We start from the raw sequence: 25,724 nt of genomic DNA, 5'->3' as shown, positions 1-25,724 counted from the left end.
ATGAGCAACACACTGACACTGCGCCCGGGCCAGGCTTCGCTGGCGCAATGGCGCCAGGTCTACCGCGGCGCCCGCGTGCGGCTGGATGCCGGCGCCCAGGCCGCGGTGCAGCGCAGCGCCGATGCAGTGGCGGCCATCGTCGCCCGGGGCGAGCCGGTGTACGGGATCAACACCGGCTTCGGCAAGCTGGCCAGCGTGCGCATCGAGCGCGATGACCTGGAAACCCTGCAGCGCAATATCGTGCTCTCGCATGCGGCCGGTGTCGGCGAGCCGATGCCGGTGGATGTCACCCGGCTGATGCTGGCGCTCAAGCTCACCAGCCTGGCGCAGGGCGCCTCGGGCATCCGTCCGCAGACGCTCGCCCTGCTCGAAGCGATGCTGCTCAACGACGTGCTGCCAGTGGTGCCGGCGCAGGGCTCGGTCGGTGCTTCCGGTGACCTCGCGCCGCTGTCGCACATGGCCGCGGTGATGATCGGCGTGGGCGAGGCCTTCATCGGCGGCGAAAGGCTGCCGGCGAGCGAGGCACTGGCCCGCGCCGGACTGGCGCCGGTAGTGCTGGGCGCCAAGGAAGGCCTGGCCCTGCTCAATGGCACCCAGTACTCGACCGCGTATGCGCTGGCCGGGCTGTTCGAGATCGAGACGGTGTTCCAGTCCGCGCTGGTGGCCGGTGCGCTGTCGGTCGAAGCGGCCAAGGGATCGGACACGCCGTTCGACCCGCGCATCCACGCCATCCGCGGCCAGCGCGGGCAGATCGCCACCGCCGCCGCGCTGCGCGAACTCATGGCCGGTTCGGCGATCCGCGAATCGCATCGCGACAACGACGTGCGCGTGCAGGACCCGTACTGCCTGCGCTGCCAGCCGCAGGTGATGGGTGCGGCGCTGGACATCATGCGCCAGGCCGCCAGCACGCTGGAGATCGAGGCCAACGGCGTGTCCGACAACCCGCTGGTGTTCACCGATACCGGCGAGGCCCTGAGCGGCGGCAACTTCCACGCCGAGCCGGTGGCATTCGCCGCCGACATGCTGGCGATGGCGGTGTGCGAGATCGGTTCGATCAGCGAGCGCCGCACCGCGATGCTGGTGGACCCGGCGCTGTCCGGCCTGCCGGCCTTCCTGACGCCGCGCCCGGGCCTGAATTCCGGCTTCATGATCCCGCAGGTCACTGCGGCAGCACTGGTCTCGGAGAACAAGCAGCGCGCCTTCCCAGCCAGCGTGGATTCGATCCCGACCTCGGCCAACCAGGAAGACCACGTCTCGATGGCCGCGCATGGCGCGCGCCGCCTGCTGCAGATGGCGGCCAATGCCGCCAACGTGGTGGGCATCGAACTGCTGGCTGCGGCCCAGGGCTGTGACTTCCATGCGCCGCTGCGCTCCAGCGACGCGCTGGAAAGCGCCCGCGCCCTGCTCCGTACGCAGGTGCCGTCGCTGGAGGAGGACCGTTATTTCCACCCGGACATGGTCGCGGCCACCACGCTGGTGGGTTCCGGCGCGCTGGCCGCCAGCGTCGGCATGGCCCTGCCGGGCGTGACCACCGGCGGCGAGGCCACCCCAGCATGAACGCAGCTTCCACCACGCCGGAGTGGCTGCACGTCCACCGCGGCAACGCGCCGCTGGTGGTGAGCTTTCCGCATACCGGCACCCGGATCCCGGAGGAGCTGGCCGAGCGTTTCGTTTCGCCGTGGCTGGCGCTGCGCGATGCCGACTGGTGGGTGCATGCGCTGTACGGATTTGCCCGCGAGCTGGGGGCAACCACGGTGCGCTCGACGATCTCGCGCTCGGTGATCGACCTCAACCGCGACCCCAGCGGCACATCGCTGTACCCCGGGCAGAACACCACCGGCCTTTGCCCGCTTACGACCTTCGACAACCAGCCGCTGTACCGGGCCGGCGCCGAGCCCGATGCCGAAGAGATCGCCCGCCGTCGCGACACCTGGTTCACCCCGTACCACGATGCGCTGGCCGCGGAGATCGCACGGCTGCGGCAGATCCATCCGGTGGTCGTGGTCTATGACGCACATTCGATCCGCTCGCGCATTCCGCACCTCTTCGACGGCGAGCTGCCGCAGTTCAACCTCGGCACCGCCGGGCCATCGGGCGCGCCGGACACGTCCTGCGACAACGCGCTGGCCGACGTGGTCGACAACCTGTGCGCGATGAGCGGGATGGGCCACGTGCGCAACGGCCGCTTCAAGGGTGGCTGGATCACCCGCCACTACAGTGACATCCCCGGCGGCGTGCACACCCTGCAGATGGAGCTGGCCTGCCGCGGCTACATGGACGAGCCGGCGCAGGTCGACGAAACCAACTGGCCCACCGAATACGACGTCGCCCGGGCCACCCCGCTGCGCGACACCCTGCAGCAGGTGCTGCGCGCCTGCCTGCAATTTGCTTCCCGGAGAGACCCATGACCCGCCACGATCCGTCCCGCAATCCACGTGCGCCGCGCGGCAACACGCTCAACTGCAGATCCTGGCTCACCGAGGCCCCGTTCCGCATGCTGCAGAACAACCTCGATGCCGAGGTCGCCGAGGACCCGGCCGCACTGGTCGTCTACGGCGGCATCGGCCGCGCCGCGCGCGACTGGGAAAGCTATGACCGCATCCTGGAAACGCTCAAGCGGCTGGAAGACGACCAGACCCTGCTGGTGCAGTCCGGCAAGCCGGTGGGCGTGTTCCCGACCCATCCGGATGCGCCGCGCGTGCTCATCGCCAACTCCAACCTGGTGCCGCACTGGGCCAACTGGGACCACTTCAACGAGCTCGATAGGAAGGGCTTGATGATGTACGGACAGATGACTGCCGGCAGCTGGATCTACATCGGTACCCAGGGCATCGTCCAGGGCACCTACGAGACCTTCGTCGAGATGGGCCGCCAGCACTACGGCGGCGACCTCACCGGCAAGTGGATCCTGACCGCCGGCCTGGGCGGCATGGGCGGCGCGCAGCCGCTGGCCGCCTCGCTGGCTGGCGCCTGCTCGCTGGTGGTCGAGTGCCGGCAGAGCCGCATCGACTTCCGCCTGCGCACCCGCTACGTCGACGAGCAGGCCACCGACCTGGACGACGCGCTGGCCCGCATCGAGCGCTACACCCGTGCAGGCGAGGCACGCTCGGTCGCCCTGCTCGGCAATGCCGCCGAGGTGTTGCCGGAGCTGGTGCGCCGTGGCGTGCGCCCGGACGCGGTCACCGACCAGACCAGCGCACACGACCCGCTGCACGGCTACCTGCCGGTCGGGCTGACCGTGGCCGAGTGGGAAGAAGAACAGAAGATCGTGCCCGAGCGCGTGCGCGCGGCGGCGATGAAGTCCATGCGCACCCACGTCGAGGCGATGCTGGCCTTCCAGCAGATGGGCGTGCCGGTGTTCGACTATGGCAACAACATCCGGCAGATGGCGCTGGATGCGGGCTGCCGCGCTGCCTTCGACTTCCCCGGTTTCGTGCCAGCCTACGTGCGTCCGCTGTTCTGCCGCGGCGTCGGCCCGTTCCGCTGGGTGGCGCTCAGCGGCGATCCGGAAGACATCTACAGGACTGATGCCAAGGTCAAGGAACTGATCCCCGACGACCCGCACCTGCACCGCTGGCTGGACATGGCGCGTGAGCGCATCAGCTTCCAGGGCCTGCCGGCGCGCATCTGCTGGGTCGGCCTGGGCCTGCGCCACAAGCTGGGCCTGGCCTTCAACGAGATGGTCCGCAACGGCGAACTGAAGGCGCCGGTAGTGATCGGCCGCGACCATCTGGACAGCGGCAGCGTTGCCTCGCCCAACCGCGAGACCGAATCGATGAAGGACGGCTCGGATGCGGTGTCCGACTGGCCGCTGCTCAACGCCATGCTCAACGTCGCCGGCGGCGCCTCCTGGGTGAGCCTGCACCATGGCGGTGGCGTGGGCATGGGTTACTCGCAGCACTCGGGCGTGGTGATCGTCTGCGACGGCAGCGAGGCCGCCGACCGCCGCATTGCACGCGTGCTGTGGAACGATCCGGGCACCGGCGTCATGCGCCATGCCGATGCCGGTTACGACATCGCCATCGACTGCGCCCGCGAACAGGGCCTGGACCTGCCCAGCCTGTAAGGGCTTCGCCATCGGGTCCCGCAAACAAAAGACCCACGCCATGGCGTGGGTCTTTTTTCATCCGTGGTGCGTGGCGGTCAGCCGCCCTGCCCCGCGGTGGCCGTGACCAGTGGCCGTGCCGGAGCCGGCCGGCTCGGCAGCGAGTGGCGCAGGATGCGCCACACCACCTGGCCGAACTGCTTCACCATCGAGCCGGTGTTGTAGTGCTGGCCGTAGCGCTCGCAGATCTGGCGCACTTCCACCGCCATCGCCGCGTAGCGGTTGGCCGGCACGTCCGGGTAGAAGTGGTGCTCGATCTGGTGCGACAGGTTGCCGGTCATCACGTGCATCCACTTGCCGCCGGTCAGGTTCGACGAACCGCGCAACTGACGCAGATACCAGTGGCCGCGGCTCTCGTTGGCAACGCATTCCTTCGGGAAGGTCTCCGCATCGGCCGTGAAGTGACCGCAGAAGATCACCACGTAGGTCCACACGTTGCGCATGCCGTTGGCCACCAGGTTGCCCAGCATCACGGTCAGGAAGAACGGGCCGGCCAGCGCCGGGAACAGCACGTAGTCCTTGAGCAGCTGCTTGGCGACCTTGCGACGCACGGGCTGCGACTGGTCCCACAGCTGGCGCAGCGTGATCCTGCCCTTGAGCAGGCGGCCGATGCGCAGGTCCTGGATGGCGATGCCCCACTGGAAGTACAGCGCGAACACGATCGCGACCAGCGGCTGGAACAGGAAGAACGGGTGCCAGCGCTGCTCCGGGAAGATGCGCAGCAGGCCGTAGCCGATGTCCTCGTCCATGCCACGCACGTTGGTGTAGGTGTGGTGGCTGAAGTTGTGGGTCTTGCGCCAGTTCTCCGAGGTGCCGGCGATGTCCCACTCGTAGGTCTTGCCCTGCAGCGCCGGGTCGCCGATCCAGTCGTACTGGCCGTGCATGACGTTGTGCGCCAGCTCCATGTTCTCCAGGATCTTGGACAGGCCCAGCAGCAGGGTGCCGGCAATCGCGGCCGGCCACAGCAACCAGGCGGCGAACAGCGGCGAGAACGCGGCCACGAACAGCAGCACGCGGCCGGCCACGCCGGTCCAGCGAACGGCGGCCACCACCTTGCGGATGTAGCGGGCATCGGCATCGCCGAGCGTCGCCACGTGACGGGCGCGCAGGGCGTCGAGCTCGGCGCCGAAGGCGTCCAGTTCGGCCGGGGTCAGGCCGCGGTTGTGCGGGGTGGACATGCTCACAGCTCCAGGATCAGGTCGGTGCTGGCGCTGTTGACGCACAGCTTGATGCGGGTGGACGGCTCGCTGGTGTAGTCGCCGTTGAGCGTATTGCGGACGACACCCTGGCCCTTCTCGCAGACGCAGGTGTTGCACACGCCCATGCGGCAGCCGGACGGCGGGTTGATGCCCTGGGCCTCCAGGGCAGTCAGCAGCGGGGTGCCGCGCGGCACGCGCAGGCGACGGCCGCTGCGGGACAGTTCCAGCTCCACTTCGCCGGTTTCCACGTCGGCCAGTTCCGGCAGGCTGAACGCCTCGGCCTCGAACGCGACGACCTTGTCGTGCAGGCGCTCGCGTGCGGCCTGGACGAAGCCCGCCGGGCCACAGGCCAGTACCCGGCGCGGGGCCAGGTCGCCGATCGCGGACAGGTCATAGCCGCCAACCCGCGGGGTGCCCTCACCGGTCACCGCCAGATGCAGGTGGAAGTTGGAATGGCGTGCGGCGATGGCGGCCAGTTCGGCGGCAAAGCACTGCTCGCCGCGCTCGCGGATCCAGTAGACCAGGTCCACCGGCGCCGGCATGCCGGCCGCATCGAGCTGGCGCAACAGGGCGCGCATCGGAGTGATGCCGCTACCGGCGGCCAGCAACAGCAGCGGCTGGCTGGCACCGGTGGCAAGGGTCATGTCGCCAAACGCCGGGCTGATGTCCAGGGTCGCGCCGATCGGCATGCCGCCGGCCAGCCAGGCGCTGACCTTGCCACCACGCACCAGCTTGGCGGTGATTTCCAGGCGACCGTCAGGCAGCAGCGTCGGGCTGTAGGAGCGTGTGGTGCGACGACCATCGACTTCCACGGCGATGTTCACGTGCTGGCCCGGCAGCAGCCCCGGGAAATGCCGGTTGGGCTGCAGGACCACGGTCACCGCGGCACTGCCTTCGGCGCGACGGCTGACCAGACGGGCCAGCGGTCGACGCAGGGTCCACAGCGGATGGAACCTCGTGGACCAGAAATCAAAGAAGGCCTCGGTCACCCACGGAATCTGCGGCGGAGCCGGGTTGTGGTAGCGGTGCTTCATGGCCGGCACTATACGTTCATCCACACACCCGTGTATACAGTTGTATATTCAGTGACACGGTATGATTCAGGGACCCGATCGACCGATGCAATGACCACCCTATCCCCGCCCCTTCCCGCCGCAGATGACGCCCAGCCGGCGCGCAAGCACTCGATCTCGCGAGATGACCTGCTCAAGGCGGCGCTGGCGCTGATCGGCCCGCACCGCAGCGTGTCGACCCTGAGCCTGCGCGAGGTCGCCCGCGAGGCCGGGATCGCGCCGAACTCGTTCTACCGGCAGTTCCGCGACATGGACGAGCTGACCGTGGCCCTGATCGAACTGGCCGGTACCGCCCTGCGCACGATCATCGGCCAGGCCCGCCAGCGCGCCGCCAGTTCCGACCGCGGCGTGATCCGGCTGTCGGTGGAGACCTTCATGGAGCAGCTGCGCGCCGAGGACAAGCTGATGCATGTGCTGCTGCGCGAGGGCACCGCCGGCTCGGACGCCTACAAGCGCGCCGTGGACCGGCAATTGAATTACTTCGAGGACGAACTGCAGCTGGACCTGATCCGCCTGGCCGCAGCCGACCACGGCGCGGTGCTGGTCGAGCCGGCACTGGCCGCCAAGGCCATCACCCGGCTGATATTTGCCATGGGCGGTACCGCGCTGGATCTGCCGCCGGAGAAGGATCCGGAACTGATCGAGCAGATGAGCTGGATGATCCGCATGATCGTCACCGGTGCACGCACCCTGGCCGGACACCCACCCCGGGGCTGATTGACCCTAAGGCAGCGCCAACCGCTGCCGATGACGATCCATCCGGCCCATCGCTCGCCAGGGGAAGCATGCACGGTCCGCCATCCAGCCCCACGCCGCCGCGCAAGACGGTCGGGCTGCACATCCATCTGCTGGTGCTGGTGGCAGCGGCGCTGTTGCCGATGCTGGTGCTGGGCGTGCTCGCCACCTGGAAGGCCGGCGAGCAGAGCCGTGCGGCCTCGTTGCTGCGCCTGCAGGCCACCGCCACCACGCTGGCCGAGGCGCCGTGGACCAGGCATCGAGGGCCAGGTGGTGCAGATGCAGTTGCTCTGGGACCAGGGCCGGCTGCCGAGCGATGTGCACGACGGCGCCGCGGCGCAGTCCAGCAAACCCCTGATCCTTGACCTGACCAACGATCCGCCCGACACCCACCTGCCCGCGCAGCAACACGCACGCCTGCTCGCTGGCGGTGCGCCGGCAGTGTCCGATGTGTTCCTGATCGATGGCCAGCCGATGCCGTGGGTGGCGATCGCCGCCGATGCGCTGGATGGCCGCCACCGCATTGCCCGGCTGCAGCACTCCAACGAAAATGATCAACCTGGCCCATCGCCAGACCAGCGATCCGGGTACCGCCCTGTTCGCGCTGTTGGACAGCCACGGCCGCATTGCCGCGCGCTCGCGCGATCCGGAACGTTGGCTGGGCAAGCAGGTGCCGGACTGGGACGCACTGCAGGCAGTGGGCCGGGACCACGGCCACTTCCGTGCCCTCACCCAGGAAGGACAGGAGGTGATCCTGTCCTTCCAGAAGCTGCAGACCGCACCGGGCTGGGCACTGGTGGTCGGCGAGCCGCGCGAGGGGTTCGAGGCCGGCTGGCGCTCGCCGTTGCGCGGCATCGTGGTCGGCGGCCTGATCGCCTTCGTGCTGGCCGTCATTGCTGCGCAACGGCTGGCCCGGCGCATCCTGCGTACGGTCCGCGCCTTGGCCCGGCGCAGCCAGCTGGTTGCCGACGGCGTGGACAGCGTGGACATGGCCATCGGCTCCAAGGTCACCGAATTCCAGCAACTGCAGCTCAACCTGACCGCAGCCGAGGACGCGCTGCGCCAGCGTGCCCGCGACGCCCGTGCGATGGCCGCGCAGCTTGAACAGGGCCAGCGCCGCTACCGCGCGGTGGCCGAGGCCGGTGCACTGGTGTTCTGGGAATCCGACGTGCGCGGCGCGATGCGCCTGGTGACCGGCTGGGGGGAACTGACCGGGCTGGAAGAGGCCGCCGCGCTCGGCCACGGCTGGACCCGGCGCGTGCACCCGGAAGACCTGCCGGCCATCAACCATGCCTGGAAGACAGGCCTGCGCCAGGCGCAGCCGCTGGATGTCGAGTTCCGCCTGCAGGACGCCAGTGGCCAGTGGCGCTGGGTCCGCGCCCGCGGCGCACTGGTCGAGGACGGCGGCCAGCCCGAGTGGGCCGGCGTGATCGAGGACGTGCATGCCCGCCGCCAGGCCCAGGACGAGATTGCCTACCTTGCCGGGCACGACCCGCTGACCGGCCTGTGCAACCGCGCCGTGTTCAACCAGCGCGTGGAGCGGGCCATCACACAGGCCCGGCGCGGTACCCGTTCGGCGGTGCTGTACCTGGACCTGGACCGCTTCAAGGAGGTCAACGACAGCCTTGGCCATCCGGTCGGCGATGATCTGCTGCGCCAGGTTGCCACCCGCCTGGGCGACCAGGTCCGCCAGACCGACACCCTCGCCCGCCTCGGCGGCGACGAGTTCGCCCTGCTGGTCGAGGGCAACGAGGCGGCCGATGACGTGGCCGCGCTGGCCGCGCGACTGGTGGACACCGTCCGGGCGCCCTACCGGGTGCAGGGCCACCACGTTGTGATCGGCACCAGCCTGGGCATCCACCTGATCGAGGACGGCGCCGGCGACCGCGACCGCGTCCTGCAGAACGCCGACATGGCCCTGTACCAGGCCAAGAGCGATGGCCGCGGCTGCTTTCGCTTCTTGGAGCCGGCGATGGACCTGCGCATGCAGCAGCGCCGCACGCTGGAGATGGACCTGCGCCAGGCGCTGGAGCATGGCGAGTTCCGCCTGCATTACCAGCCGCTGGTGGACCTGCGTACGCGCGCCCCGGTGGCCTGCGAGGCGCTGCTGCGCTGGCAGCATCCGCAGCGTGGGCTGCTGCTGCCCTCCATGTTCATGCCGCTGGCGGCCGAGATCGGCCTGGTCGCCCCGCTGTTCCGCTGGATGCTCGAACAGGCCTGCCGCGAGGCGGCGGGCTGGTCCTCCCCGCTGCCGGTGGCGGTGGACGTGGCCGGTGCCCAGCTGGGCGCGGGCTTTGCCGCGCAGGTGACTGCAGCGCTGCAGGCAGCCGGGCTGGATGGAACCCGGCTGCAACTGGAAATCCCCGAGGAAGCACTGGTGCCGCAGCTCGACGCGGTGGCCCCGGACCTGCGCCAGCTGCGCCAGGCCGGCGTGCGGATCGTGATGGACGGCTTTGGTGCCGGCCATTCCTCGCTGCGCAACCTGCGCCGCTTCTCCTTCGACAAGGTCAGGATCGACCCGTGCTACATGCGCGACCTGGCCGATGACGAACAGGCCGCGACCGTGATCCAGGCCATGGCGGTGCTGTGCCGCCGCCTGGGGATCGCCACCTGCGTGGCGGCATCGAAACCGGGGCGCAACTGCGCATGCTCGATCCGGGCTGCTGTGACGAGGGCCAAGGTCCGCTGTTCAGGGCGCCGGCCGAGCGGCCACCGGCACCATGAAGCGCCTTGCCTGCGCCGCCATGATGGCCGCCGCACCGCTGGGCGTGGCGGCCACTCCAGCGACCACCACGCTCAAGGCGACCCCGGCGCACGAGGCGCTGCTGATCCTGGCGCTGGCCGAAGAGGTCGTGGCGCACTGCCCTGATGCTGGAATCGAATCCGACGCCGCGAACCTGCTTGCCAGCGCCCGCCAGCGGCAGGTGCTGCAGCTGCAGCTGGATGTGGAAAGCTACGAGCGCGACTTCGCCGCACCGGCGCGGCAGGAAATCGCCTGCCCGGCAGTTGCCAAGCCTATGCAGCGGAAACGGGTGTGTTGCTGGACGAGCTCAGGGCAGCGGCCGGACCGGCCGGAACGCCCTGACCAACGCGCGGGCCGATCAGCCCGCCGCGCGCACCGGAGAGGCCTGCAGCATCTGCTCCAGGTCGGCGTCCTTCTCTTCCCACAGGCCATTCATCCACTGCTGGAAACGGGCGCGGAACTCGCGGTCGTCCTGGTAGTTGCCCTGCACCAGCTCGGCCGGGATCGGGCGTTCCTTGACCAGCACGCGCACTTCCGGGAGACGGTCGGCCATCAGGTCGATCATGGTCGGGATACCGGCCGGATACGCGATGGTCACGTCCAGCAGCGACTGCAGGCCCTCGCCCATCGCATCAAGCACGAAGGCCACGCCACCGGACTTGGGTTTGAGCAGGTGCCTGAACGGTGATCCCTGGGAATCGTGCTTGGCACGGGTGAAGCGGGTGCCCTCGACGAAGTTCATCACCGACACCGGGATGTCGCGGAACTTCTCGCAGGCGCGGCGGGTGACCTCCATGTCGCGACGGCCCAGCTCCGGGTTCTTCGCGATCTGCTTGCGGGTGTAGCGGCCCATGAACGGGAAATCCAGCGCCCACCAGGCCAGCCCCAGCACCGGCACCCAGAACAGCTGGCGCTTGAGGAAGAATCGCAGCAGCGGCGCGCGGCGGTTGAACACCTTCTGCAGCACCAGGATGTCGACCCAGCTCTGGTGGTTGGCCAGCACCAGGTAATGCCCGTCGATCCGCGGCGCGGCCGTTCCCTCGATCACGAAGCGGGTATCGGTGAAGGCATGGATCATCGCGGTGTTGACCGAGATCCAGCTCTCCGCCAGCAGGGTCAGTACGCGGTTGCACGCCCGGCGCACCGGCTTGAACGGCAGTGCCGCCTTCACCACCGCCGCGGCGAGCAACGGCAGGCAGTGGACCAGCGTGTTGACCACGATCAGCAGCAGGACCACGAACACACGCAACCAACGCAGAAGAGACACCGGCAATACCCTGACTGGAAACTGGGAAATCCTACCAAATTGGTGTCATCTCCGGGCTTTCCGGTGCAATTGGCACGTTCCGGCCAGCTTCGCGACCCGCGGGAAATGGGCTGGATCCCTATTCCGGTGCACGCCCGTCGGAACCGGAAACGACAACGCCGGCTTGCGCCGGCGTTGTCTTGAACCGCTTCCCCCGACCGTTTACTCGGCGGCCGGAGTTCCGGCGGCTTCTTCGGACGGAGCGGTGGCCGGGGCCTCCACGTCCGGGTCGTCCTCGCCTGCATCCAGCGAGGCGTCCAGGCGTTCGACCGCCTGCAGCTTCTCGTCCTTGGACAGGCGGATCAGGGTCACGCCCTGGGTGTTGCGGCCCACGCGCGAGATCTCCGAGCCGCGGGTGCGGACCAGGGTGCCTCCATCGGAAATCAGCAACACCTCGTCGCGCGGGCCCATCAGCACGGCCGAAACCAGCTTGCCGTTGCGCTCGGTGGTCTGGATGCCGATCACGCCCTGGGTACCGCGACCCTTGCGCGGGTAGTCGTGCAGCGGGGTGCGCTTGCCGTAGCCGTTCTCGGTGGCGGTGAGGATGTACAGCGCATTGTCGTCGTCGGCCATGTCGACCCCGGCGTCGCCGTTGTCCACGCTGGTCTCCTCGACACCATTGTCCTCCTCGCCCTCGTCCTCGATGCCACCGGCACTCTCGGCGACGATCAGGCTCACCACCTCCTCGCCCTTGGCAAGCCGGATGCCGCGCACGCCGGTGGCGGTACGGCCCATCGAGCGGACCTTGTCCTCGCCAAAGCGCACGGTCTTGCCGTTGGAAGCGAACAGCATGATGTCGCGCTCGCCATCGGTCAGGCCGACGCCGACCAGGGCATCGCCCTCGTCCAGGTTGATCGCGATCTTGCCGCGCGCCAGACGGAAGGCGAACTCGCTCAGCGGGGTCTTCTTGACCGTGCCGTTGCGGGTGGCGAAGAACACGTACTGGCCTTCGGCATACTCGCGCACCGGCAGCACCGCCTGCACGCGCTCGCCGTTCTCCAGCGGGATCCAGTTGATGATGGGGCGGCCGCGGGCATTGGAGCCGGCTTCCGGCAGCTGGTGCACCGGCAGCCAGAACACCTTGCCGGCACTGGTGAAGGTCAGCAGCGTGTCATGCGTGTTGACCAGCCACAGCTGCTCGATGAAATCCTCTTCCTTGGTCGCCGCCGCGCTGCGGCCGCGTCCACCGCGGCGCTGGGCGCGGTAGGCGCTGACCGGCTGGCGCTTGGCGTAGCCAGCGTGCGACAGGGTCACGACCACGTCTTCCGGCGCGATCAGGTCGAGGATGTCGAGGTCTTCCTCGCTGTGGCGGATCTCGGTGCGGCGCTCGTCGCCGTACTCGGTACGGATGTTGGTCAGCTCCTCGCGGATCACCTGCAGCAGGCGGTCCGGATCCTCGAGGATGTGGATCAGCCCGGCGATGGTTTCCAGCAGCAGCTTGTATTCGTCGGTCAGGCGGTCCTGCTCCAGCCCGGTCAGGCGGTGCAGGCGCATTTCCAGGATCTGGGTGGCCTGGATCTCGGTCAGCTGGTAGCCGCCCTCGATCAGGCCCACGCCCTTGGGCAGGTCTTCCGGACGCGAGGCCTCGGCACCGGCGGCGCCCAGCATCGAACCCACCAGGCCCGGCTCCCACAGCCGCGCCAGCATGCGGTCGCGCGCTTCATTCGGGTTCGGCGAGGTCTTGATCAGCTCGATCATCTCGTCGATGTTGGCCAGCGCGACGGTCAGGCCTTCCAGCACGTGGGCACGGGCGCGCGCCTTGCGCAGCTCGAACACAGTGCGGCGGGTCACCACTTCGCGGCGGTGGCGGACGAAGGCCTCGAGCATCTGCTTGAGGTTCATCAACTGCGGGCGGCCGTCGACCAGCGCCACCATGTTGATGCCGAACACCGACTCCATCTGGGTCTGCTGGTACAGGTTGTTGAGCACAACCTCGGCCGACTCGCCGCGCTTGACCTCGATGTAGATGCGCATGCCGTCCTTGTCGGACTCGTCGCGCAGCTCGGAGATGCCCTCGATCTTCTTTTCCTTGACCAGCTCGGCGATCTTCTCGATCAGCCGCGCCTTGTTCACCTGGTAGGGAATCTCGGTGACGATGATCGATTCACGGCCGTTGTCGGCCACCTCGATGTCGGCCTTGGCACGGATGCGCACGCGGCCGCGGCCGGTGCGGTAGCCGGCAATGATGCCGGCGGTGCCGTTGATGATGCCGGCAGTCGGGAAATCCGGGCCCGGGATGTATTCCATCAGCCCGTCGACGTCGATTTCCGGGTTGTCGATCAGCGCAATGCAAGCGTTGATCGCCTCGGTCAGGTTGTGCGGCGGGATGTTGGTGGCCATGCCCACTGCGATGCCGGCCGAGCCGTTGACCAGCAGGTTCGGGAACCGGGTCGGCATCACCGACGGCTCCAGCTCCTTCTCGTCGTAGTTGGGCTGGAAATCGACGGTTTCCTTGTCGATGTCGGCCATCAGCTCGTGCGTCAGGCGCGACATGCGTGCCTCGGTGTAACGCATCGCCGCGGCGGAGTCGCCGTCGATCGAACCGAAGTTACCCTGTCCGTCCACCAGCATGTAGCGCAGCGAGAACGGCTGTGCCATGCGCACCAGGGTGTCGTACACCGACTGGTCGCCGTGTGGGTGGTACTTACCGATGACGTCACCGACGATACGCGCCGACTTGTAGTACGGCTTGTTGCTGTGCGCGTTGAGCTCGTTCATCGCGTAGAGCACGCGGCGATGCACGGGCTTCAGGCCATCGCGGGCATCCGGGAGAGCGCGGCCCACGATCACGCTCATGGCGTAATCGAGGTAGCTCTTGCGCATCTCGTCTTCCAGGTTGACCTGGATGATTTCCTTGGCGGTTTCTGCCATTCGGGTTCCGTATTCTGGGTGCGGTCCGGCCCGGAGGAGGTCATCCGGCAGGCGGTCTCGCCGGCCGTTGGGACCCGTGTTTCCGGACGATGGTTGAACCGCTGGATTCTATCACGAACGGCCTGTTCACGCCCGGATTTGCCGGCTTGAAACAAGTACTTGCGGCCAGCCTGGCCAACAGTTCCGGCGCGCCCCCGGATGCATCCGCCGAAGGCCCTGCGCATGGATCGCCGGGCCCTGCCAATCCAGCCATGTGGATCAGGCCGGGGAACCCCCGGAGACCCGCCCTCGCCTGCCAGGCGCGTGGCCGGGCAGGCGTCATCGCAATGGACCGCCGGCCACGCGGTGGCCGCGCAGCAGCGGCCGGATCAGCCGCCGAACATCGCCCGCATCGAGGCGGTATCCGGGTGCTCGACCACACCCTTCTCGGTGACGATCGCATCGATCAGCTCGCCCGGGGTCACGTCGAACACCGGGTTCCAGGCAGCGATGCCCTCGGCCACGGTGCGGGTACCGCCGACGCCGAACAGCTCGCCCGGATCACGCTGCTCGATCTCGATCTGCGAACCGTCGGCGGTGTCCATGTCCACCGTCGAGGACGGGGCCACCACCATCACCTTGACCCCGTGATGGCGGGCGGCGATGGCCAGCTGGTAGGTGCCGATCTTGTTGGCGGTATCGCCATTGGCGCAGATGCGGTCGGCACCGACGATCACCCACTGCACCGCACCGGTCCTCATCAGGTGCGCGGCGGCCGAGTCGGCGATCAGGGTGGCGTTGATGCCGTCCTGCTGCAGTTCCCACACGGTCAGGCGCGCACCCTGCAGCCACGGCCGGGTCTCGCCGGCGTACACGCGATCGATGCTGCCCTGGGCCATGCCGGCGCGGATCACGCCCAGCGCGGTGCCGAAGCCGGCGGTGGCCAGCGAACCGGTGTTGCAGTGGGTCAGCACGCCGCTGCCGGGGGCGATGAGGGCTGCGCCCAGCGCGCCCATGTGCCGGTTGGCGGCCAGGTCCTCGCTGGCGATGGCCGCGGCCTCGCGTTCGATCACCCGCGCCCAGTCCCCCCCGGCGGCGGCCAGCACGCGACGCATGCGCGCCAGTGCCCAGGCCAGGTTGACCGCGGTCGGACGCGCGGCATTGAGCCGCTGCAGCGCCGGCTCCAGCTTCTGCAGCGCCTCGGCGCCATCGCCGGCTTCGATGCTGCGACCGGCCAGCACCACGCCCCAGGCCGCGGCGATGCCGATGGCCGGCGCGCCGCGCACGGTCAGGGCGTGGATGGCCTCGGCCACCGCATCGCTGTAAGCACAGTGCACGTGCTCGACCACGAACGGCAGCTTGCGCTGGTCCAGCAGTGCAAGGGCGTCGCCGGTCCACAGGATCGGGCGGATGTGGTCGTAGCGGGCGTAATCGATGGCATTGATGTCGTTCATGCGCGCATTGTAAGCGCGGCACCCCAGTCGCGATTCAATCCACCGAGAACACCGCGCGGCAGCCCTTGTCGACCCACACCCCATCGCGGTTCCAGCCCCAGCTCACGCCCTCCTCGCAGGGCATGCCGGAGCGCTGTTCCACCAGCGTTGCGCCGTGCGAGATGCTGGCCCCGCACACGCGGCGCAGCTTGCCCTTGGATTCGCACACAAGCTCCCGCGGCAGGTCGAGGAAGCCCGACCCGTCCTCGGCACCGACCTCGAACTCGCCCTTGCAGCCACGTTTGACCCAGATCTCGTTGCGGCGGTAACCCCAGCTCTCGCCCTCGCGGCACGGCAGGGCCGACCGCTGCCGCAGCAGGCGTACCGGCGCTCCACGCAGCTGTACAGCGCAACTCTCCGGGCGTCCCTTCGACTCGCAACGCACCACGCGCCGGGTCGGCAGCTTGATGTTCACGTCGCCGGTGCGGAATTCGGCACGGCAGCCGTGACTGACCCAGATACTGCCGGCATCGACGCCCCAGCCGGTATTGCGGATGCACTCCTGTTCCGACAACTGGCGTACCAGCTCCACGCCACGCGAGGTATCGGCTGGACAGCGCACGCGCTGCATGTCACGGGACTCGCAGCGGACGACGCGGGCCTCGTAGCCGGATGCCTGCCCCGCCGGTGCAGCCGTGGCAGCAGGTGCCGTGACGGCACCCAGCAACAACAGACCTGCGATCCGCACGCGTGTCATCCAGCCCCCTCCAGCGATGGACCATGGCGCACCGCCGGATGCGGCGATGCCCGGTCCCATCGTAGGCGCAACCGGCGCAGCGCGATGTGAATACCCGCTACTGAAGGATTCGCCTCGCTCAGGCCTGGGCGAAATCGAACGCCAGCACGTCGGCGATGCGGGGGGTGCCGTTGAGCGCCATCAGCAGCCGATCGATGCCCACCGCCACGCCCGCGCAGTCCGGCATCGCCGGCAGCGCTGCCAGCAATGCTTCATCGATCGGCGGCAACACCGCGCCCCGCTGGCGACGGATCTGGTGGTCGCGCTCGAACCGCTGGCGCTGTTCGGCAGCGTCGTTGAGCTCGTGGTAGCCGTTGGCCAGTTCCACGCTGCCCAGGTACAGCTCGAAGCGTTCGGCCAGCGGCGGCTCGCCGGGCCGGATCCGCGCCAGTGCCGCCTGCGTGGCCGGCCAGTCATGGACCACGGTGATCCGGTCGACCGGGAAGCTCGGCTGGATGCGATGGGTCATCAGCAGGTCCAGCCAGTCGTCGCGGACCAGGCCGGTGCCGTCGATGTGGATGTCGGCCAGCGGCGCGCGCAGGGCCTCGTCACTGTCGGCGAACGGGTCCACGCCCACGGCCTGCTGGAACAACTCGCGATAGGTCAGTACCTGCACGCCGGCCCTGCGCCCCTCGGTGGCCAGCACCGCGCGCACCAGCTCCACGGTCTCGTCGATCAGGCGATGGTGGTCCCAGCCGACGCGGTACCACTCGAGCATGGTGAACTCGGGATTGTGGCGGCCGCCGGCCTCGCCATTGCGGAACACGCGGCCGAGCTCGTAGCAGTCACCGACGCCGGCGGCGAGCAGGCGCTTGAGCGGGTATTCGGGCGAGGTTCGCAGCCAGCGACGGCGTGCGCCGGCATCGCTGTGGCCGCTGAAGTCGGTGTGGAAGCTGTCGATGTTCGGCTCGGTGTTGCCGGCCGCCGACAGGATCGGGGTCTCCACCTCGAGTACGCCGCGGTCGGCAAAGAACTGCCGGATGAGGGCGTTGATGCGGGCACGCTGGCGCATTGCTTCAATCACGAGTGCAGGCTCCGCGCATCGCCGTCGAGCGGCAGGGTGAGGATGTCGCGGCTGTCGTCCTGGAAGCCGGCCGACAGGTACAGGACCTTGGCGCGGGTATTGTGGTGGTTGACTTCCAGCCGCAGCACGCTCGCGCCCTGCCGTCGCGCCCAGTCCGCTGCCAACCGCAGCGCCTGCCGGCCCCAGCCGCGGCCGCGCGCCTGCGGGCGCAGGTACAGCTCGTCGAGCAGGACGAAGCGACCGCCCTGCTCCACGCTGAAACACCAGCACAGGGTGATGTAGCCGGCCAGCGGCACGTCATCCGAACCCAGCAGCAGCACCGCGCCGCAGGACGGATCGCGCAGCAGCGTGCCCAGCCCGCCTTCGACCCGCGCCGCGTCGTAGACGATCTCGTCCTCGAGGTAGAACGCGCGCACCATCTCCAGCAGCTGGCCCTGGTCGACCGGCACTGCATCGCGGCTGTGCAGCGCGCTCACGGCTGCGCCCCATGCCTGGCAAGGAAGGCCAGCAGTTGTTCCTCGTCCCATACCGGCACGCCCAGCTCGTTGGCCTTGTCCAGCTTGGAACCGGCTTCCACACCGGCGACCACGAAACTGGTCTTCTTCGAGACGCTGCCGGAGACCTTGGCCCCGAGTGCTTCCAGCCGGACCTTGGCCTCGTCGCGGGTAAGCGCCGACAGCGTGCCGGTGAGCACCGCAGTCTGGCCGTCCAGCGGGCCGGCCGCCTGCTCGGCCTGCTCGGGAGCCAACTCGAGAAGCTTCTGCATCATCTGCTCGGCCTTGAGCAGCAACTGTCCGTGGTTGTCGCCGTCCAGCCACTGGGCCAGGCCGCGCGCGGTGTCCTCGGGCAGGCCGGTGGCGATGAACTGCGACTGCTCGGCGTCCAGCACCTGGGCAGCGGACGGCAGCGCGGCTACCAGCTTCTCGGCACGCAGTCGGGTGATGCCGGGGATCTCGGCATCGACCAGCAGTTGCGCCAGTTCAAGCCCCTCGCGCAGCTTCGGCGACGGCACGTGGATGTCGCGGATGCGGACCCGGCCGACCTGCAGCAGGTCATCGATCGCCTGCTGGTTGCCGGCCTGCTCGAAGAAGTGGCCGAGCGAGCGCGCGACCTCGCCACCGATATCGGGCACCCGCTTGAACAGCGGCCACGGCAGGTGACGGATCAGTTCCAGGTCGCCGAACCACTGCGCCAGCGCCTTCGCGGTGCTCTCGCCGACGTGCTTGATGCCCAGCGCGAAGATCAGCCGCTCCAGCGTGGCGTCGCGGCTTGCCTCGATCGCCGCCAGCAGGTTCTCAGCCCACTTGGTGGCGTGCTTCTTTGGCCAGGCAAAGGTGACGCCGCGGCTGCGCAGGGTCAGCAGGACCTGCGCGCGCCAGCCGTCAGCGGCCAGCCGCTCGTGATGGAACGCCGCCGGCTGCGCGAACAGCTCCCGCACCTGGTCGTTGATGTCCGGCGCCAGCACCGCGCGCAGGTTGCTGTCCACGTCCTCGCGCTCGCTGTCGAGCACCAGCTTGACCAGCAGCAGGTCGTCGCGGGTCAGGGTGTACAGGTCGGCCGGCGAACGGACGACATTGGTCTCGACCAGCAGGTCGATGAAACGGTCGCCGAGGCCGTCGATGTCCATCGCCCGGCGCGAGGCGAAGTGGGCGATGGTTTCCTTGCGCTGTGCCGGACAGCTCAGTTCGCCCGAGCAGCGCCATACCGCGGCGCCTTCCTCGCGCACGATCTCCGCGCCGCACACCGGGCAGTGCGAAGGCATCTGCCACGGCTGGGTGCCCTCGGGGCGGCGCTCGGCGATGACGCTGACCACCTCGGGGATCACGTCGCCGGCGCGGCGCACGATCACGCTGTCGCCCACGCGCACGTCCAGCCGTGCGATCTGGTCGGCGTTGTGCAGGGTGGCGTTGGTGACGACGACGCCGGCGACCTGCACCGGTGCCAGGCGTGCGACCGGGGTGGCGGCGCCGGTGCGGCCGATCTGGATCTCGATCGCCTCCACCGTGGTCGACTGTTCCTGCGCCGGGAACTTGTGCGCGATCGCCCAGCGCGGCGCGCGCGAAACGAAGCCCATCTCGCGCTGGCCTTCCAGGTCGTCGAGCTTGTAGACCACGCCGTCGATGTCGAACGCCAGGCCATCGCGGGCCTCGCCGATCTGGCGGTAGTACGCCAGCAGGCCGTCGGCGCCGTGGACCACCTGCACCAGGCTGCTGACCGGGAAGCCCCATTGCCGGAGCTGCTGCAGGATCGCCGAATGGGTTTCCGGCAGTTCGCCGCCCTGCACCTCGCCAATGCCATAGGCGAAGAAGCTCAGCGGGCGCTGCGCGGTGATGCGCGGATCGAGCTGGCGCAGTGAACCGGCCGCGCCGTTGCGCGGATTGGCCAGCACCTTGCCTCCGTGCAGCCGCGCCTCCTCGTTGTAGCGTTCGAAGTCCGCACGCGGCATGTAGACCTCGCCACGCACTTCCAGCACCGGCGGCCAGCCTTCGCCGCGCAGGCGCAGCGGGATTGCCTTGACCGTGCGCAGGTTGGCGGTGACGTCCTCGCCGGTGGCACCGTCGCCGCGGGTCGCGCCGAGCACGAATTCACCGTTCTCGTAGCGCAGGCTGATCGCCAGCCCGTCGAGCTTGGGTTCGGCCGAGAACGCCGGCGCCTGCGTGCCGAGGCGCTCGTCGATGCGGCGCACGAACTCGGTCACTTCCTCGTCGCTGAAGGCATTGCCCAGCGACAGCATCGGGATCGCGTGCCTGACTTCGGCAAAGCGGCTGCCGGCGGCGTGGCCGACGCGCTGGGTAGGTGAATCAGCGCTGGCCAGCTCCGGGTGGGCAGCCTCCAGCGACTCCAGCTCGCGCATCAGCCGGTCGTATTCGGCGTCCGGGATCTGCGGCTCGTCGAGTACGTGGTAGCGGTAGTTGGCGTCGTCGATGCGCTGGCGCAGCTCGGCGATGCATGCGGCGGGGGAAGTGGATGCGGACATGGGGCTGGATCAGGCTGCCGGACCGGGCATTCTAGCCGCCGGCATGTACAGCCGATGCGCCGGATCTGGTCGCTTTGATGCTGGATCGGCGGCACCCGCCGCGTGGCGGTGCCAGAGCCTGGGTGCGCCGCTCCGCCGCGACCCTCGCGGCGGTGGTGCGGCGTGCCGGACCTACCAGCGCGGCGTCTTGGTCAGCGGCGGCGCCTGGTGCTGGCGGTCGTAGGCGCGCAGCTCGTCGCGGATATGGGCGATGCGCTGCCGGCCAAGGGCGTTGCGGCTGTCGTCCAGCACCACGCCGTCGAGCAGCTCGGCCATGCGCTGCACGGTCGGCAGCATCTTTTCCCAGGCGTCGAGCGCGGTCAGCGGCGCGGGCAGGGTCAGGAAGAAGGCAATGGCCGGGGTCTGCATCTCGCGGATCGTGGCCATGTCGAAACTGCCGGGCTTCATGATGCTGGCCATCGAGAAGATCGGACCGCGCTCGGGATGCCCTTCCACCAGCCGGTGGAACACGTTCATGTGACCGAACACCAGGCCGGTCTTCTCGGCGGCGACGACGATGTCCTCGCCGCGCAGCACCTCGCCGGCGCGGGCGGCCACGTACAGCGAGACGATCTTGTCGAAGTCCTGGCTGACGCGCTTGCCGAGCTCGCTGGCGCTGCCATCGACCGGCGGCAGGCCCAGTTCGGGCTGCGACACTTCCTCGCCGTCACTTTCGCCCGGCGTGGCGTCGGCGGCCTCGCCCAGCACCGGCTCATGGCGCGCACGTTCGCCTTCGGGAGCTTCCTTGCGACGTCCCTGCGGCGCCTTCTTCGGGCGGCCGAACATGAGGATTGCGACGATAAGGAGCAGGCCAGCGGCCAGGATGCCGATGCGCAGCAGTGCCATGTCGGACATTCAGTAGGGTCTCCGGCGTGAATTCATCCAGCGAAGAATGGCACGTCAGGCCGCGCCAGCCAAACGTGCAGCCTCTTCCAGGTCGACGCTGACCAGGCGGCTGACGCCCGGCTCGCGCATGGTGACGCCGGAAAGCTGGTGCGCAGCTTCCATCGTCGCCTTGTTGTGGCTTACGAACAGGAACTGCACCTTCTCGCTCATCTCCTTGACCATGTTGGCCAGGCGACCGACGTTGGCCTCGTCCAGCGGCGCGTCGACCTCGTCCAGCAGGCAGAACGGCGCCGGGTTGAGCTGGAAGATCGCAAACACCAACGCGACGGCGGTCATCGCCTTCTCGCCGCCGGACAGCAGCGAGATGCTGGACACGCGTTTGCCTGGCGGGCGCGCCATGATGGTCACGCCGGTGTCGAGCAGGTCCTCGCCGGTCAGTTCCAGGTAGGCGTGGCCGCCACCGAACAGGCGCGGGTACAGCGCCTGCACGCCGGCATTGACGCGGTCGAAGGTGTCCTTGAAGCGGCCGCGGGTCTCGCGGTCGATCTTGCGGATCGCCTCTTCCAGGGTTTCCAGCGCGGTGGTCAGGTCCACGTGCTGGGCTTCCAGGTATTCCGAGCGCTGCGACGCTTCGCCGTATTCGTGGATCGCGGCCAGGTTGACCGGCTCCAGGCGGCGCATGCGCGCGTCGATCTGGCCTACGGCCTGCTCCCACTCACCTATCCGCGCATCCTCGGGCAGCGTGTTGAGCACCTCTTCCAGGGTGAAGCCGGACTTGGTCACCGCTGCGGCCAGCTGGTCGGCGGCCAGCACCAGCGCCTGCTGGTCGAGCTTGCGCTGGGAGATGCGTTCGCGCTGGGCCAGGGCCTGCTCGTCGCGCTGGTGCCGGGTCTGCTCCAGCGAACGCAGATCGGCATCGATGCCGTCGAGCATGGTGCGCGCCTCGCTCAGCACGCGGTCCACGCGCACGCGCTCGCCCAGCGCGTTCTGGTGCTCGGCCTCTAGCGAGACCACGGGCGAGTCTCCCTCTTCCAGCTGCGAGTGCAGCTCGCCGAGGCGGCTGTCGAGCTGGCTGCGCTGCGCGCCCATGCGCTCCAGCGTCTGGGACAGCGAGTTGATCTGGGTGCGTTGCGACTCCAGGCTCAGGGCCAGCGCGTGCATGCTGTCACGCACGTTGCGCGCGGCCTCGCGGGCCTGGTCACGGGCGTCGGTGAGCTGGCGGCGCTCGTTTTCCAGCGCCTGCCGGGTCGACTCCAGGTCGCCCATGCTGTTGACCGCCTCGTCCAGCCGGGCACGCGCCTCGCGGGCGTTCTCGCGGCTTTCGTCCAGCGTCTCCAGCAGCTGCGCCAGTTCGCCCTCGATGCGGTCGATGCGCGCCCGCGCGGCCTCGACCCTGCCCTGCTGGCTCTGCAGCTGGCCGGCCAGTTCGGACACCGCGCGGTGGGCCTGGTACAGCACGCGCTGTGCTTCCTCGCGCTGCTGCTCGGCGGCCAGCATCTGTCCGCGCAGGCTGCCCAGCTGCTCTTCAAGCTCGCCTTCGCGCTCGCCCAGGGCCTGGATCTGTTCGCGCAGGGCCACGATCTCACGTTCGCGCAGCAGCGCGCCCTGCTTCGCCGCGCCCGAGCGCGACATCCGCACCCAGCCCTCGCCCAGCCGTTCGCCACCACGGGTGATGACCGAATCGCCCTCGCCCAGGCTGCGCTGCAGTTCACGCGCCTGCGCCAGGTCCTCGGCGCCATGCAGCCGCGCCAGCAGGCGACGGATCGCAGTCGGGCCCTGCACCTTGGCGGCCAGCGAGGTCGGCGCGAACGCCACGTCCTCCTGGGCATCGGACACCAGCGCGATGCGGCCTTCGCCCAGTTCGCCCAGCGCATCGACCAGGGTTTCCGGGCTGTCGACCAGTACGCCTTCGATCAACTGGCCCAGCGCGCTTTCCACCGCGTTTTCCCAGCCGGCCTCGACGGTGATGCGCTCGCCGACGCGCGCGGCCGAATCCAGTCCGCGCGCCTTGAGCCAGGCCACGGCTGCCCCCTGCTCCTGGCCCAGTGCGGCCTGCTGCAGGGTTTCCAGCGATGAGAGGCGGCCGCGGGCGGCCTGGGCCTGCTTGCGCACTTCGGCCAGTTCGGACTGGGCGCCGCGGTGCTGCTCCTGCAGCTCGGCCACGGCCTCGCGGCGGACCTCGACCTGCTCGTTGAGGTCGTCCAGCGCGGCCTTGCGGGTTTCATGCTCGAGCTGCGCCTGCTCCAGCGCCTCGGCCAGCGCCTCCAGGTCCAGCCCGGAGCGCTCGGCGACCAGCGCCTGGTGGCGGCGGTCGGCTTCGAGGATCTGGCGGTCCAGGTAGTCCACGCGGGTGCGCTCGACTTCACCGGCCCGCGAGGCCTCGGAGGTATCGCGGGTGTGGCTTTCCCAGCGCTGCTGCCAGTCGGCCAGCGCGGCCTCGGCCTCGCGCAGCGCGTCCTGGCGGAGTTCGTTGTCTTCCTGCAGTTGTTCCAGCTGCGGCTCGGCCGTCTCCACCGCCTCGCGCAACACGGCCAGCCGGGCCTCGTCGCCGCTGATGTGGCGGCCCAGCTCGGCCAGCGCCTGCTGGGTTTCGTCGCGCGCCCGGTGCAGGCGCTCGGACAGCTCGCGCTGGTGGTGGATCTGCTGCTCGATGCGGGCCAGGGTGCTGGCCACCTGGTAGACGTCGGCCTGGGCCCTGGCCAGCGCCTCGGCCGCTTCCTCGCGGCGCATGCGCCCGGTCTCGATCCGCGCCTCGGCATCGCGCTGTTCGGCGATCAGCTGCTGCAGCCGGGTCTCCTCCTGCGACAGCGCCTCGCGCAGGCCGCCCAGGCGGCCGTCAAGGTCGCGGTATTCCAGCGCCTTCCATTCGGCGTCCTTGACCCGACGCTCTTCCTGCAGCGCCTGGTACTGCTCGGCCTGGCGCGCCTGGCGCTTGAGGTGCTCGAGCTGCTTGCCGATCTCCTCGCGCAGGTCGTTGAGGCGGTCCAGGTTCTCGCGGGTGTGGCGGATACGGGTCTCGGTCTCCTTGCGGCGCTCCTTGTACTTGGAGATGCCGGCGGCCTCTTCCAGGTAGACGCGCAGGTCCTCGGGGCGGGCCTCGATGATCTGGCTGATCATGCCCTGCTCGATGATCGAGTAGCTGCGCGGCCCCAGACCGGTGCCCAGGAACAGGTCGGTGATGTCGCGGCGCCGGCACTTGGTGCCGTTGAGGTAGTAGGCGCTGGTGCCGTCGCGGCTGACCAGGCGCTTGACCGAGATCTCGTTGAACGCGGCGTATTCGCCGGAGATCGTGTGGTCGGAGTTGTCGAAGATCAGCTCGACGGTGGCCTGCGATACGGGCTTGCGTGCCGAGGACCCGGAGAAGATCACGTCGGTCAGCGAGTCGCCACGCAGGCGGCTGGCCGAGCTTTCGCCCATCACCCAGCGCACGGCGTCGATGATGTTCGACTTGCCGCAGCCGTTGGGCCCTACCACGCCGGTCATGTTGGTCGGCAGGTGCAGGGTCGTGGGATCGACGAAGGACTTGAAGCCGGCAAGCTTGATCGTGGAAAGACGCATGGGATCGGTGGTTTCCGGGCGCTGGCCGTGGGTGGCCATCGCCGATGATGTGGATCCGGATCAGGTTTCGCCAGCAACCCCTTGAATTCAAAGAATTTCAAGACGAGTGAAGGCGAGGCGAATGCCTGAGTATAACGAGAGCGCCGCGCCCCGGGCAGGCGTCGCCGGAGCTCCAAAACAAAACGGGCACCTTGCGGTGCCCGTTCTGCTGAATCCGGGAGGTGGAATCAGGCTTCGGCCTGGACCACGACCTTGACCGAGGTTTCCACATCGGCGTGCAGGTGAATGGTCACCTCGTACTCGCCGACATTGCGGAAGGCGCCTTCGCCCAGGATCACTTCGCTCTTTTCCAGCGGCAGGCCGGCGGCGGTGAAGGCCTCGGCGATGTCACGCGGGCCAACCGAGCCGTACAGCTTGCCTTCGGTCGAAGCGTTGGCGGCGATGGTCACGCTCTGGCCTTCCAGCTTGGCCTTGCGGGCTTCGGCTTCGGCGTGGATGGCCTGGGCCTTGGCTTCGTATTCGGCGCGCTTGGCTTCGAACTCGGCCTTGTTGGCTTCGGTCGCCGGAACGGCCTTGCCGGTCGGGACCAGGAAGTTGCGGCCGTAGCCCGGCTTCACTTCGACCAGGTCGCCCAGGCCACCGAGGTTGGTGACCTTCTGCAGGAGGATCAGCTTCATTGTCTTGCTCCGTTATTCGTTAGCGCCGGCCGGTGGCCGTCGCAACGGGTGCTGTCCGAATAGGACGGGAAATCTGCCAGTCATGCCAGGCAACCGCGCCGGAGCGCGGTGCCGGGACACCACGGATCAGACGTCGTGGTTGTCGGTGTACGGGATCAGGGCCAGGAAACGGGCGCGCTTGACGGCCGTGGCCAGCTGGCGCTGGTACTTGGACTTGGTGCCGGTCACGCGGCTCGGAACGATCTTGCCGTTCTCGGTCAGGTACTGGCGCAGGGTGTTGAGATCCTTGTAATCGATCTCCTTCACACCTTCGGCCGTGAACTTGCAGAACTTGCGGCGACGGAAGAACTTGGACATGAGCGT

Annotated in this window: 19 protein-coding genes; 6 read left to right on the top strand and 13 right to left on the bottom strand. The window is 68.8% G+C overall.

The features are described 5' to 3' along the window. The 3 genes from hutH to hutU are packed head-to-tail and all read left to right on the top strand — an operon-like array spanning window position 1 to window position 4,066. Entirely contained in the window at window positions 1–1,557 is a 1,557-nt protein-coding gene (gene hutH, locus LG380_RS03925; protein WP_225763708.1) for a histidine ammonia-lyase, read from the top strand. After that, entirely contained in the window at window positions 1,554–2,408 is an 855-nt protein-coding gene (hutG, locus tag LG380_RS03920; RefSeq protein WP_225763707.1) for an N-formylglutamate deformylase, read from the top strand. Before hutH ends, hutG begins: the two co-directional genes overlap by 4 nt. After that, window positions 2,405–4,066 (top strand): urocanate hydratase, encoded by a 1,662-nt coding sequence (gene hutU / locus LG380_RS03915; RefSeq protein ID WP_225763706.1) that lies wholly within the window; start codon window positions 2,405–2,407, stop codon window positions 4,064–4,066. The genes hutG and hutU overlap by 4 nt, the downstream gene beginning before the upstream one ends. A gap of 77 nt (window positions 4,067–4,143) precedes the next feature. Here hutU and LG380_RS03910 read toward each other — a convergent pair whose 3' ends face one another. Next, window positions 4,144–5,283 carry an acyl-CoA desaturase gene (locus LG380_RS03910; protein WP_225763705.1) on the bottom strand — a complete coding sequence of 380 codons (1,140 nt, stop codon included), beginning with the start codon at window positions 5,281–5,283 and terminating at the stop codon, window positions 4,144–4,146. 2 nt (window positions 5,284–5,285) lie between these two features. Continuing rightward, window positions 5,286–6,338 (bottom strand): ferredoxin reductase, encoded by a 1,053-nt coding sequence (locus tag LG380_RS03905; RefSeq protein WP_225763704.1) that lies wholly within the window; start codon window positions 6,336–6,338, stop codon window positions 5,286–5,288. Between the two features lie 90 nt (window positions 6,339–6,428). Between LG380_RS03905 and fabR the strand changes: the two genes are divergently transcribed. From fabR to LG380_RS03890, 3 genes are all read left to right on the top strand, one after another. Further along, a complete protein-coding gene (gene fabR, locus LG380_RS03900) occupies window positions 6,429–7,094 on the top strand; it encodes an HTH-type transcriptional repressor FabR (RefSeq protein WP_225763703.1) in 666 nt (221 codons plus the stop codon). Between the two features lie 68 nt (window positions 7,095–7,162). Next, window positions 7,163–7,477: a hypothetical protein gene (locus tag LG380_RS03895; RefSeq protein ID WP_225763702.1), complete on the top strand. Its 315-nt coding sequence runs from the start codon at window positions 7,163–7,165 to the stop codon at window positions 7,475–7,477. Window positions 7,478–7,662: 185 nt separating this feature from the next. Beyond that, window positions 7,663–9,981 carry an EAL domain-containing protein gene (locus tag LG380_RS03890; protein WP_225763701.1) on the top strand — a complete coding sequence of 773 codons (2,319 nt, stop codon included), beginning with the start codon at window positions 7,663–7,665 and terminating at the stop codon, window positions 9,979–9,981. Between the two features lie 232 nt (window positions 9,982–10,213). On the opposite strand, the gene LG380_RS03885 is transcribed toward LG380_RS03890, so the two are convergent. The 11 genes from LG380_RS03885 to rpsR all read right to left on the bottom strand — a co-directional run bounded on the left by LG380_RS03885 (window position 10,214) and on the right by rpsR (window position 25,718). Beyond that, window positions 10,214–11,113 carry an acyltransferase gene (locus tag LG380_RS03885; RefSeq protein ID WP_225766435.1) on the bottom strand — a complete coding sequence of 300 codons (900 nt, stop codon included), beginning with the start codon at window positions 11,111–11,113 and terminating at the stop codon, window positions 10,214–10,216. A gap of 210 nt (window positions 11,114–11,323) precedes the next feature. After that, window positions 11,324–14,032: a DNA gyrase subunit A gene (gyrA, locus tag LG380_RS03880; RefSeq protein WP_225763700.1), complete on the bottom strand. Its 2,709-nt coding sequence runs from the start codon at window positions 14,030–14,032 to the stop codon at window positions 11,324–11,326. 368 nt (window positions 14,033–14,400) lie between these two features. Beyond that, complete coding sequence (gene mtnA, locus LG380_RS03875; protein ID WP_225763699.1) at window positions 14,401–15,465, bottom strand: S-methyl-5-thioribose-1-phosphate isomerase; 1,065 nt, start codon at window positions 15,463–15,465, stop codon at window positions 14,401–14,403. A gap of 34 nt (window positions 15,466–15,499) precedes the next feature. Beyond that, the gene (locus LG380_RS03870; RefSeq protein ID WP_225766434.1) at window positions 15,500–16,171 is read right to left on the bottom strand and encodes a DUF3011 domain-containing protein; all 672 of its coding nucleotides are present in this window, start codon (window positions 16,169–16,171) and stop codon (window positions 15,500–15,502) included. Window positions 16,172–16,319: 148 nt separating this feature from the next. Further along, complete coding sequence (epmA, locus tag LG380_RS03865) at window positions 16,320–17,252, bottom strand: EF-P lysine aminoacylase EpmA (RefSeq protein ID WP_263973774.1); 933 nt, start codon at window positions 17,250–17,252, stop codon at window positions 16,320–16,322. Window positions 17,253–17,260: 8 nt separating this feature from the next. Continuing rightward, a complete protein-coding gene (locus LG380_RS03860; protein WP_225763697.1) occupies window positions 17,261–17,740 on the bottom strand; it encodes a GNAT family N-acetyltransferase in 480 nt (159 codons plus the stop codon). Next, a complete protein-coding gene (gene ligA / locus LG380_RS03855; protein ID WP_225763696.1) occupies window positions 17,737–20,241 on the bottom strand; it encodes an NAD-dependent DNA ligase LigA in 2,505 nt (834 codons plus the stop codon). Before ligA ends, LG380_RS03860 begins: the two co-directional genes overlap by 4 nt. A gap of 171 nt (window positions 20,242–20,412) precedes the next feature. Continuing rightward, window positions 20,413–21,135 carry a cell division protein ZipA gene (gene zipA / locus LG380_RS03850; protein WP_225763695.1) on the bottom strand — a complete coding sequence of 241 codons (723 nt, stop codon included), beginning with the start codon at window positions 21,133–21,135 and terminating at the stop codon, window positions 20,413–20,415. 45 nt (window positions 21,136–21,180) lie between these two features. Further along, entirely contained in the window at window positions 21,181–24,684 is a 3,504-nt protein-coding gene (smc, locus tag LG380_RS03845; protein ID WP_225763694.1) for a chromosome segregation protein SMC, read from the bottom strand. A gap of 227 nt (window positions 24,685–24,911) precedes the next feature. Then, on the bottom strand, window positions 24,912–25,361 hold the full coding sequence (gene rplI, locus LG380_RS03840) for a 50S ribosomal protein L9 (protein WP_225763693.1): 450 nt from the start codon (window positions 25,359–25,361) through the stop codon (window positions 24,912–24,914). A 126-nt stretch (window positions 25,362–25,487) separates the two neighbouring features. Then, complete coding sequence (gene rpsR, locus LG380_RS03835) at window positions 25,488–25,718, bottom strand: 30S ribosomal protein S18 (RefSeq protein WP_002804494.1); 231 nt, start codon at window positions 25,716–25,718, stop codon at window positions 25,488–25,490. Window positions 25,719–25,724: the final 6 nt, after the last annotated feature.

The sequence above is a fragment of the Stenotrophomonas sp. Marseille-Q4652 genome (assembly GCF_916618915.1).
In the GTDB taxonomy this organism is placed as follows: domain Bacteria; phylum Pseudomonadota; class Gammaproteobacteria; order Xanthomonadales; family Xanthomonadaceae; genus Stenotrophomonas.
The sequence above is the reverse complement of the archived record's forward strand: the minus strand, read 5'-3'. Positions and strand labels throughout refer to the sequence as shown.